Source organism: Kitasatospora sp. NPDC056327, from assembly GCF_042261735.1.
Classification (GTDB): Bacteria; Actinomycetota; Actinomycetes; order Streptomycetales; family Streptomycetaceae; genus Kitasatospora.
In genome coordinates this window covers 1-9272 of record NZ_JBHJRC010000318.1, presented here as the reverse complement: position 1 = coordinate 9272, position 9272 = coordinate 1, and the positions used below count along the sequence as shown (strand labels likewise).

The following is a 9272-nucleotide window of genomic DNA, read 5'->3' as shown; positions in this document are numbered from 1 at the left end:
GGCCGGTTCACACCGGTGCGCCGGGCGGGCGTCCGGACATCCAGTGGAACAGCCCCATCGCCACGCTGGTCGCCAGGTTGAAGCTGGACACCCCGGCCCGCATCGGCACCGCGACCAGCCGGTCGGCCCGCGCCCGCAGCTCCGCCGAGACGCCGTGCCGTTCGGTGCCGAAGGCGAGCACCGCGTCGTCCGGGAAGGCCGTCGTCCGGATGTCCGCGCCCTCCGGGTCCAGCACGCAGAGCGGACCGGCCGGCAGCTCCGCCGGGTCCAGCCGCTCGACGGCGGTGGCGAAGTGCAGTCCCGCGCTGCCCCGGAGCACCGCAGGGTGCCAGGGGTCCAGCTCACCGGTGGTGACCACCCCGGCCGCGCCGAAGCCGGCCGCGAGCCGGATCACCGCGCCGACGTTGCCCAGGTTGCGCGGGTTCTCCAGCAGGACGACCGGCGCCGTCCTGGGCCGGACGGCCAGGGCGGCGCGGTTGGCCTCCGCGGTGGGCCGCACGGCCAGCGCGATCACCCCGGTGGGGTGCAGCCGGGGCGCGAGCGTCCGCAGCGCGGCCTCCGGCAGTTCGGCGGCCAGCCCGTCCAGCGCGGGCACGACGTCCGGGGCCAGCCCGGCGGCGAGCGCCAGCAGCGCGGCCCGGTCGGCGGTCAGCACCCGCCGGACGTCGCCGCCGAACCGCAGCGCGTGCTTCAGCGGGTGGAACCCGTCCAGCAGGACCGTTCCCGGCTCCTCGGCGCCGGCCCGCCAGGAGCGCAGCAGTTCCTCGTTCATCCCGCCCACTCTGCCACCCCCGGCCGGCCCCGGACGCCGCCCGCCGGGTCAGCGGCCGGTGGGCTCCGGCTCGCGCCGTTCGGCGGAGGCCGCCGTGCCGCCGCCGCGCAGCGCGCGTTCGAGGTCCTTGAGCGCCTGCAGCAGCAGCCGGGTGCCCGAGCGCACCACGTCCCCCTGCACCCCGGCCGGGTTCCCGGCGAGCCGCCGTTCCAGCTGCTCCTGGGCCTCCCGGACGGCACCGAACTCCACCGGCTGCCCGGTCAGCAGCGCACCCGCCGCGAGCGCGGTGGCCAGCCGCAGTTCCTCGGCGAACTCGGCCGCCCCCGGGACGGGGTCGGCGTCCGCGCCGGGGAGGTGCGCCTCCAGCAGGACGGCGACCCGCCCGAGGTGGCCGACCGCCGCCCGCGCCCGGTCCAGCTGGCGGCGGCTCACCCCGGGCAGCCCGGAGGCGTGCCGGCCCGGTTCGGCGTCGGCCCGCTGCATCGCCTGCAGCAGTTCCGAGCGCGCCTCCCGGGAGTCCAGCAGCGCCGCGCGGACCTCCCGTCCGGGCGACTCCGCCGGCCGCCCGTAGACCGCGATCACCTCGGCGGCGTACCGGCCCGCGGCGGCCAGCCACTCGGCCAGCCGCTCGCCGAGCCGGGCGGTCTGCCAGGTCGGGAAGAGCGCGTAGACGAGCAGCGCGACCGACCCGCCGAGCAGCGTGAGACCGACCCGCTCCACCGCCGTGACCAGCGGGTTCCCCTCCTGGAGCCCGAGCAGGAAGACCACGTAGGAGGAGATGCAGACGGTGATCACCGCGTAGCCCGTGCGGAAGGTCAGGTAGGCGCCGCCGATCGAGACCACCGCCAGCGCGGCCAGCACCCACTCGCCGGGCCGGGCCAGCTGCACCACCAGGGTGGAGACCGCCACCCCGACGACCGTCCCGGCCAGCCGGGCCACGCCCCGGCTGTAGGTCTGCGCGAAGTCCGGCCGCATCACCATCGCGGCCGTCATCGGCGCCCAGTAGCCGTGCTGGAAGCCGACCAGCCGGGCCAGCAGATAGGCGACGGTGACCACCCCGGACAGCCGCACGGCGTGCTGGAACACCGCCGAGTGCGGCTGGAACTGACGCCGCACCGCGCGCAGCGCCGTCGGCAGCATCCGGATCAGCGGGGGCTTGCGCAGCGTGCCGCCCGGCCGGACGACGGGGGTGTCGATGGAGTCCTCGGAGCTCCGGTCGAGGGTGTCCGAGGCCTTGCGGAGCAGCCCGGCCAGCCGGCGCGCGGCCCGCCGGGCGGCGCCGCGCAGCTCCGGCCCCTCGGTCCGGGCGACCAGGGTCAGTGCCGGGGCCGACCGGGGCAGCTGGAGCGGGTCGCCGGTGCGGATCGCCCGGGCCAGCGCGTCCATCGCCTCGGCGGCGGCCGCCAGCACCTCCCGGGCCCGGTCGCGCTCCGGCCCCTCCTCGGGGGCGCCGATCTTGGGGTCGGCGATCGCCGGCAGGGCGGGCCGGATCCGCTCGGCGATCCCGCGCAGACCGCGCAGCTCGGGCGGCCGGTGACGGTCCTGCCAGGGCGTCAGCTCGGCGGCCTGGCGGGCCTCGATGAACGGCGCCGGATCGACGTGCGCGGTCGGGTCCTGGCGCAGCCGGCGCGCGTAGTCGGCGAGTTCGGCGTAGGTGTCGGCGAGCGCCTCGCGCTGGGCGGTCCACCGGCCGATCGGCCAGACCGTGATGACCAGTGCCTGGACGACGCCGCCGAGCGCGCAGACCAGCCCGTGCCCGAGCGCGGTGAGCGGGCTGACCGGCAGCTGGACGACGATCAGCATCACCGACAGGGTGTTGGCGGCGACCACCCCGGCGGTCGGGCCGATCGCCCAGGTGAGCCCGGCGCCGAACGCCCAGACCGCCAGCAGCACCGGGAACAGTCCGGTCACCCCGGCCGCGAGGTAACCGAGGAAGGTGCTGACGCCGAGTCCGGTCCCGGCGGCCACCGCGAGCGTCGCCCGCGGCCGGAAGCTGCGCTGGAAGGTCGCGGTCCCGGCGATGAACGCGCCCATCGCGGCCGAGGTGGCGAGCCGGGCGTCCCAGATCGCGAGGGTCGGGAAGAGCACCAGCGCCACGGCCAGCGCACCGCGCACCGCGCGCTTGGGGTCGGTGAGCGCCCGGTCGATGGTCAGTCCGGTCCGCGCGGTGTCTCGAAGCGCGGCGAACCAGGACATACCGGTCAGCTTAGTGGCGGCTCCCCGGCCGGATCCGCGCGACCCGCTCCCCGGCCCACAGCAGCGCCGCCGTCGGCAGGAACACCGCGTCCGCCGCGATCATCGCCAGCGAGAACACCGGCAGCCCCAGCAGCACCGCGATCCCGAGGTGCTCGGCCATCATCACCACCAGCAGCGCGTTCTTGACCCTCCGGTTGACCAGCGTGAACGGGAAGGCCACCTGGAGCAGCACCGTCCCGTAGGAGACCAGGAACACCGGCAGCAGCGCCCCGCCGACCAGCCCGGACAGCCCGGGCCAGGGCGTGAAGTAGTCCAGGTGGAGCGGGTAGTACAGCGCGGTGCCGTCCTGCCAGCGCGAACCCTGCACCTTGTACCAGCCGGCCGTGGCGTAGATCAGCACCACCTCGACGGAGATCACCAGCATCGCGCAGTTGTGCACCATGGTCGCCAGCGCGTCGAGCACCGCCCGGGTCTCGCCGTCCGGCGCCGCCCCGTCCACCAACCACCAGAGGCCGGCGACCGCCCAGAGGCCCCAGAACAGCGGCGCCCAGCCGACGTACGGGAACACCGGGGACGTCCAGTCCAGGGCCGTCCCGGCGAAGCCGCCCAGCTGACAGACCAGCAGCAGCGCTCCGAGCACGGCCCAGAGTGCGGGCCCGGCCGGACCGTCCCGCCCGGCCCCGGCCCGCCGGGCGTCCAGCGACCACACCTCGGCGCACCGGGTGAAGACCAGGTAGACCGCCATCAGGTGGACGATGTTGTCGCCGCCGTCGCCGAGGAAGACGTTGCGGTTCTGCAGCGACAGCACGGTGACCAGGAACAGCACCGAACCCGCCCTGGTCCGCCAGCCGAGCAGCACCGCCAGCGCGGCCAGCACCGCCAGGTGGTAGACCAGCTCGAACCAGAACCGCCCGCCGAACCAGGGCAGCACGGTCAGCGCCCGGTTGTCGGCCAGCAGCCGCCCGGCCAGCTCCGCCGACCAGGGCGAGGTGTCGCCGTAGAGCAGCCGCCGGTTGGGCCACTCGCGCAGCAGGTACGCCAGCCAGACCAGCCCGAAACCGATCCGCACCGTCGCCGCCTGGTGACGTCCGAGCACCCGGCCGGAGAACACCCCGAACGCCCGGGCCGCCGCCGTCGTGGCCGTCGTGGCCGGGACCGGGGCCGGACTGCCGGGGGATCCCCTCCAGCAGCCGCTCCGGGGTCCCCGCGGGCGTCGCGCCGCTCACCGCAGCCCCCGGAGGTCCTCGTCCGCCACCGGCCACCAGGGCAGCTCCCGCACCTTCGGGGCGGGCGGCGCCGGCTCGTCGCTCCACCGCGGCGGCGCGACCGTCGTCGTGGTCACCCGCAGCTCGACCGCCACCACCGGCGCGCCGTCCACGCTCCGGCCGATCCGCTGCACCGCGATCCGCTTCAGGTACTCCTCGGCGAGCTGCCCGCGGGTGCCGGTCGCCGACTCGTCCTGGGCGCTGTGCGAGCCGTCGTAGAAGTCCCAGGCCCGGCGCAGCAGGTTCTGGTCGGCGTGACTGGGCGCCGGGTTGCCCCGGATCGCGGCGATGTCCTGCGCGGTCAGTCCGACCCAGTCGTGGACCCGGGACTCCCCGTCCGCCGACGCCGTGCGCACCCGGGCGTCCACCGCGACGTTCTGCTGCAGCGGGTTGGGCGCGAACAGCTTCCAGTTCTGCTCGAACTCCGGGTAGACCAGGCCGTCCACCTGCTCCCGGTACTCCCGGGAGAGCGGGTTGGCGGGCGCGACGTGCAGGAAGACCGCGCCGAGGAACCCCCCGGTGACCGTCACCAGCAGCGCGGCCGCCGCTCCCAGGACGGTCCGCGCGGGGGCCGACCAGGCCCGGCGGACGGGCTGCGGGTCCGTGCTCTCGGCGCTCTCGGCCATGAACTCCCCCGGGGGAACGGGTGGGGCCGGCACCGCACCGGCCCGGTCGCGCGCCCATCCTGCCCTAATCCCCGCGGCGGCGGGCCCCCCGTTCCCGGGTTCCTCCGCGGCGCCGGACGCGAACCGCCCGGCACCGTCCGGGGGCGGGACCTACAGGACGAAGGCGTCCCGGCCGTCGCCGCTCACCATCGGACGGCCCGCGCCGTCCCAGGCGAACATCCCGCCGTCCACGTTGACCGCGTCCCGGCCGTTCTGCACCAGGTACTGGACGACCTGCGCGGAGCGCCCGCCGACCCGGCAGAGCACGTACAGCCGCTCGTCGGGCAGCTCGCCGATCCGGGCGACCACCTCGCCGATCGGGATGTGCAGCGCCCCCTCGACGTGACCGGCGTCCCACTCGTCCTGCTCGCGGACGTCCAGCAGGGCGGCGTCGGCCGGCACGGAGGCGGCGTCGGTGGTGGGGATCTGCGCGAACATCGTCTGGTTCTCCCGGGCGTCGGAATCGGCCCCGCCATTGTCCCCCACCGGCGGGGCGCCGAGGACGCGCTCCAGCTCGGCCTGCTGGGCGGCGGCCCTGGCCAGCAGTTGCTCGGCCAGTTCGGTCAGCAGGCCGTCCGGGTCCTGCGGGGCCAGCGCGAGCAGCTCGCCCATCGCGCTGCGCTCCAGCCGGACCTGCTCGGCGGCCAGTTCGCCGATCCGGCCGGTCAGCCACTCCAGCCGGCGGCGCAGCCAGCCCGGCCGGTCGGGGGAGCCGGCGGCGGGCGCCGCCTCGGGCGCGCTGGACCACTCGGCGGCCAGCGCCTCCAGCGCACCGGTGTCGCCGTACGCGTAGGCCTCGTTGACCCGGGCCAGGAAGGCGGCCCGGCGGTCCTGCTCGTCCGGGTCGGTGGACAGGTCGGGGTGGGCCCGGCGGACCAGCTCGCGGTAGATCCGCTGGGCGTCCCGGCCGGGCCGCACCCGGGCGGGGGCGGCGGGCGGCGGCGGGGTCTCGTCCTGGGCGCTCCGCTCCCGGACGCTGTCGAACAGCGCGTCCAGGTCGGGCAGGTCGTCGACCCGCTGCCGGGCCTCGCCGGCCCGCCGCCGGTCCTCCGGGTCGCCGGTGCGCGCGGCCACGGCCTCGGCGAGCAGCGCGTCCAGCTCGTCCAGCCGGGCGTACAGCGGCCCCAGCAGCTGGTGGTGGATCAGCGCGAAGTTGTCGATCTCGACGCGCAGCGTCCGCACGTCGACGTCCATGGTGAGCCAGGCGAGCTCGGCGCCCGCGACCCGCTCCTCCAGCTCCTGCTGCTCCGGATCCGTCCAGCGGACGGGGATCTGCGCGGTCACCTCTCGCCTCCTCCTGCGTACCGGTCTGCGACCCTACCGTCCGCGCGCACCGCCGCGTGGCGGGGTGGACGGGGAGTGCGTGACGGCGCGCGGCCCGTGACACGCAACCGATACCGAGGAATCTCCCCGTTTCGCTATCGGGTCCCGGCCCGTCCGTGCTTCGCTGGTATCCGCACAGCTTGCCTTCCTCCGGAGAAAACGGCCGTCTCCCGACATGGCGGCCAGGCGGGAGCGGACCGAATCCATGGTGGACGACCCCAACTCCACACCGCGTCCGGCGGGCACCGACCCGGGGCCCGGCACCGAACCGGGCGACCAGCCCCCGGAGGTGGTCGCCCTGGTCCGGCTCGCCCTCGTGCTGATCGACCGCGGCGGCCGGATCGACCGGTGGAGCCGGGGCGCCGAGGAGCTGTTCGGACACCGCGCGGAGACCGTCCACGACCGCCCGGCCGCCGGACTGCTGCCCGCCGCCGAACCGCGCGGCGGGCCCGGCCGGACCCCGGCGGTGGCCGGCGGCCGCCACCGGGACGCCTTCGCCGCCCTCGCCGGATCCACCGCCGGCGGGGCCGCCTGGGCCGGGCAGCTGCCCGTGATCGACCGCGAGGAGCACCTGCGGGACGTGCTCTGGTGGGCCTACCCGGTGGACGGCCCGGCCGGCGGACTGCTGGCGCTGGCCGCCGACGCCCGCCCGCTGCGCTCGGCCGGCCCCCGGCTGGCACTCGGTGCGCGGCTGCTGCCGTTCGCCGCCGCAGCCGGTGCCCTGGGCGGCTTCCACCGGCTCTCCGCCGCGCTGACCGCCCCCGGCCGGCCGGTCCCCGACCCGCTCGCCGCCCTGCTGCCGGGCTCCGCCGAACGCCGCGGTGCGCTGCTGGCCGCCCTCGCCCGGGCCGGACTGCCCGGCCTGCGGCTCGACCCGGCCACCGTGCTGCCGGTCCGCCCCGCCGACCCGGCGGCCGGCACCGCGCACGCCGCGGCCGGGATCGGCCGCCGCTATCCGACCGCCCAGCAGCGCACCGCCCGGCTGGGGCCCCCGCCGCAGCCCGAGCAGTCCGCGCCCGGCCGCCGTCCGGCCGGCCCGCTGCCCGTCCAGCGCGAGGCAGCCGACCGGACCGCCGCCGACCGGGCGGGCGCGCCCCAGACCCCCGCCCCGGCCGCCGCCGCCCTCGGCACCCCGGCCACCGCCCCGGTCGTCCCCGCCCCTCCGAGAGGAGGCACCACCATCGAGCAGACCGCCGTCGGCCCCTCCGCCAACGGGCACCGGACCCACCCGGGCGAACCGGTCCCCCCGCCCGCCGTGCCCGCCCCCGCCGCCCCGCCGACCGCCCCCGCGCCGCAGGCCGGCCGGTTCGGCCCGTTCCTCACCAACGGCCACGCCGGTGAGCAGCTGGCCCTGCTCAACGAGGTCGGCGGCAAGGTCGGCACCACCCTCGACCTCGGTTTCACCGCCCACGAGCTGTGCCGGGTGCTGGTCCCCCGGGTCGCCGACTTCGCCTGCGTCGACCTCGTCGACGGCCTGATCTCCGACGCCGAGCTGCCCGAGGCCCGCCCGGACGACGACACGATGCTCCGCCGGGTCGCCCTCGCCCGCAACGAGTCCGGCGGCGAGTGGGACCACGTGCTCGCCGAGGGCTCCCTGGTCGCCATGCCCCGCCGCACCCCGCCCGGGATGGCCCTCCAGCTCAACCAGCCGGTGCTGGTCCCGGTGATCGCCCGGGACGTCGCCGTCGACTACGCCGCCGCGCTCGGCGGCCCGGAACTCGTCCCGGTGGTCTCCGGCCGCTCGATGCTCGTGGTGCCGCTCTCCGCCCGCGGCACCGTGCTGGGCATCCTCAAGCTGCTCCGCCTCCCCGACCGCGGCCCCTTCGACGAGGGCGACGCCGCCACCCTCAAGGAGCTGGCCGCCCGGGCCGCGCTCTCGCTCGACAACGCCCGGCTGCACCGGGCCGAGTCCCGGGTCGCCACCACCCTCCAGCGCTCGATGATCCCGACCCGCCCGCCGCAGATCCCCGGCGTCCAGATCGCCCACCGCTACCTCCCCGGCGACTCCCGGGCCGAGGTCGGCGGCGACTGGTTCGACGCGATCCAGCTGCCCGGCAGCCGGGTCGCCCTGGTGGTCGGCGACGTCATGGGCCACGGCCTGCACTCGGCCGCCGCGATGGGCCGCTTCCGCACCGCGATGCAGACCCTCGCCGCCCTGGACCTGCCGCCCGGCCAGCTGCTGCGCCATCTGGACAACCTGGCCCACAAGCTCGGCGACGACCACCTCGCCACCTGCCTGTACGCGGTCTACGACCCGATCAACCGGACCTGCGAGCTCGCCAGTGCCGGTCACGTCCCGCCGGTCCTGGTCCATCCGGACGGCACCGGGGAGCTGCTGGAGATCCCGGCCGGCGCCCCGATCGGCGTCGGCGGGGTCCCGTTCGTCGCCAAGACCATCGACGTCTCGGACGGCTCGATGCTGGTGCTCTGCACCGACGGCCTGGTCGAGGTCCGGGGCGGGGACATAGGGGCCGGGCTGGCCGCGCTCTGCGGCAATCTGATCGATCCCCGGCAGAGCCCCGAGCAGGCCTGCGACGTGGTCCTGGACCGGCTGCACTCGGACGACCGCAAGGACGACGTCGCCCTGCTGGTGGCCCGCTTCGACGGGGTCGCGCCGAGCGAGGTCGCCACCTGGGACCTCACCGTCGACGACCGCGAGGTCGGCCGGGCCCGCGCCCTGGTCCGCGAGCAGCTGGCCGCCTGGCACCTGGAGTCGATCGGCGACACCGCCGAGCTGCTGGTCAGCGAGCTGGTCACGAACGCCGTCCGGGTCGCCCGGGACCGGGTCCAGCTCCAGCTGATCCGGGTGGACAAGCTGCTCGTCGAGGTCAGCGACGACAACCACAACCTGCCGTCGCTGGAGCCCGCCGAACAGCTCGGCGAGACCGGTCGCGGCCTCACCCTGGTCACCAAGCTCGCCGACCGCTGGGGCACCGCGCGCAAGGCCGTCGGCAAGGTCGTCTGGTTCGAACTGCCCCTCTGACCCGCCCTTCCGGCCCGCCCAGGCTGCCCGGAAGGACGGACGTGCTCAGCGTGTGGCACACCCTGCTG

6 protein-coding genes are annotated in these 9272 nt (G+C 76.5%); 1 reads left to right on the top strand and 5 read right to left on the bottom strand.

Features of this window, described 5'->3' with window-relative positions; all coding sequences use genetic code 11:
* Nucleotides 1-7 precede the first annotated feature (7 nt).
* The 5 genes from ACFCX4_RS31100 to ACFCX4_RS31080 form a co-directional block, all read right to left on the bottom strand.
* On the bottom strand, nucleotides 8-772 hold the full coding sequence (locus ACFCX4_RS31100) for a TrmH family RNA methyltransferase (protein WP_376149763.1): 765 nt from the start codon (nucleotides 770-772) through the stop codon (nucleotides 8-10).
* A gap of 48 nt (nucleotides 773-820) precedes the next feature.
* Nucleotides 821-2968 carry an FUSC family protein gene (locus ACFCX4_RS31095; RefSeq protein ID WP_376149760.1) on the bottom strand — a complete coding sequence of 716 codons (2148 nt, stop codon included), beginning with the start codon at nucleotides 2966-2968 and terminating at the stop codon, nucleotides 821-823.
* Between the two features lie 10 nt (nucleotides 2969-2978).
* Nucleotides 2979-4064, bottom strand: coding sequence for an HTTM domain-containing protein (locus tag ACFCX4_RS31090; protein ID WP_376149757.1), 1086 nt, complete (start codon nucleotides 4062-4064; stop codon nucleotides 2979-2981).
* Nucleotides 4065-4190: 126 nt separating this feature from the next.
* On the bottom strand, nucleotides 4191-4859 hold the full coding sequence (locus ACFCX4_RS31085; protein ID WP_376149754.1) for a DUF5819 family protein: 669 nt from the start codon (nucleotides 4857-4859) through the stop codon (nucleotides 4191-4193).
* Between the two features lie 150 nt (nucleotides 4860-5009).
* On the bottom strand, nucleotides 5010-6182 hold the full coding sequence (locus tag ACFCX4_RS31080) for a rhodanese-like domain-containing protein (RefSeq protein ID WP_376149751.1): 1173 nt from the start codon (nucleotides 6180-6182) through the stop codon (nucleotides 5010-5012).
* Between the two features lie 244 nt (nucleotides 6183-6426).
* On the opposite strand from ACFCX4_RS31080, the gene ACFCX4_RS31075 reads away from it, so the two are divergent.
* Nucleotides 6427-9204 carry a SpoIIE family protein phosphatase gene (locus ACFCX4_RS31075; protein ID WP_376149748.1) on the top strand — a complete coding sequence of 926 codons (2778 nt, stop codon included), beginning with the start codon at nucleotides 6427-6429 and terminating at the stop codon, nucleotides 9202-9204.
* The last annotated feature ends 68 nt before the right edge of the window (nucleotides 9205-9272 follow it).

Bases quoted from the DNA above. Each gene is read 5' to 3' on its own strand.
- ACFCX4_RS31075 (WP_376149748.1), top strand. From the start codon at position 6,427: ATGGTGGACGACCCCAACTCCACACCGCGTCCGGCGGGCACCGACCCG.
- ACFCX4_RS31085 (WP_376149754.1), bottom strand. From the start codon at position 4,859: ATGGCCGAGAGCGCCGAGAGCACGGACCCGCAGCCCGTCCGCCGGGCC.
- ACFCX4_RS31095 (WP_376149760.1), bottom strand. From the start codon at position 2,968: ATGTCCTGGTTCGCCGCGCTTCGAGACACCGCGCGGACCGGACTGACC.
- ACFCX4_RS31100 (WP_376149763.1), bottom strand. From the start codon at position 772: ATGAACGAGGAACTGCTGCGCTCCTGGCGGGCCGGCGCCGAGGAGCCG.